1 protein-coding gene is annotated in these 1272 nt (G+C 62.3%); it reads right to left on the bottom strand.

Annotation, left to right across the window (positions count from 1 at the left end; all coding sequences use genetic code 11):
• On the bottom strand, positions 1-1272 hold a 1272-nt coding region (eno, locus tag AC2TCY_RS22985; RefSeq protein ID WP_480851069.1), incomplete at its 3' end, for a phosphopyruvate hydratase.

Below are 1272 nucleotides of genomic sequence, written 5' to 3'. Positions count from 1 at the left end.
GCGAAGGATCGAGCGTCCTGCGTATTCGGCGACTTCTCCCAGGCTCTCTTCGATGCGGATCAGCTGGTTGTACTTCGCCAACCGGTCCGAGCGCGCCAAGGAGCCGGTTTTGATCTGACCGCAATTGGTCGCCACCGCCAGATCGGCAATGGTGGCGTCCTCGGTCTCGCCCGAGCGGTGCGACATCACGTTGGTGTACCGCGCGCGGTGGGCCATATCGACGGCGCGCAGGGTCTCGGTCAGCGAGCCGATCTGGTTCACCTTGACCAGCATCGAGTTGGCGCAGCCGCGCTCGATCCCTGTCGCAAGACGCACAGGGTTGGTCACGAACAAATCGTCGCCCACCAATTGCACCTTGTCGCCGATGGCATCGGTCAGCGCCTTCCAGCCCTCCCAATCATCCTCGGACATGCCGTCTTCGATCGAGATAATCGGGTAATCATTGACCAGAGCCGCCAGATAAGCCGCGTTTTCGTCCGAGCTCAGGCTCTTGCCCTCACCCGACAGGACATATTTGCCGTCCTTGTAGTACTCGGTCGCCGCGCAATCGAGCGCCAGGTGGATTTCTTCACCCGGCTTGTAGCCAGCCTTTTCGATAGACTTCAGAATGAAATCCAGCGCCTCGCGGGTGGAGGCGATGTTGGGGGCAAAGCCGCCTTCGTCGCCCACACCTGTGGCCAGGCCAGCGGCCGACAGCTCTTTCTTCAGCGTATGGAACACTTCCGAGCCCATGCGCACGGCTTCGCGGATATTCGCGGCCGAGACCGGCATGATCATGAATTCCTGAATGTCGATCGGGTTGTCGGCGTGCTCCCCACCGTTGATGATGTTCATCATCGGCACCGGCAGCACGCGGGCCGAAGTGCCGCCCACATAGCGATACAAGGGCTGCGTGGTGAAATCTGCCGCCGCCTTGGCGGTCGCCAGCGAGACGCCCAGAATGGCGTTGGCGCCCAGACGGCCCTTGTTCTCGGTTCCGTCCAGTTCGATCATCGCCTGATCGATGGCCACCTGTTCGGTGGCGTCAAAGCCTACCAGTTCCTCGGCGATCTCACCGTTGACGGCGGCCACCGCCTCCAGCACGCCCTTGCCCATGTAGCGGGCCTTGTCCCCGTCGCGTTTTTCCACCGCCTCATAGGCCCCGGTCGACGCCCCCGACGGCACCGCCGCACGGCCCATGGTCCCGTCTTCCAATATCACGTCCACCTCAACCGTCGGGTTGCCCCGGCTGTCCAGTATCTCGCGTGCGTGAATGTCGATGATCGTGCTCAT

The sequence above is a fragment of the Ruegeria sp. HKCCD7181 genome, from assembly GCF_057221055.1.
The sequence above is the reverse complement of the archived record's forward strand: the minus strand, read 5'-3'. Positions and strand labels throughout refer to the sequence as shown.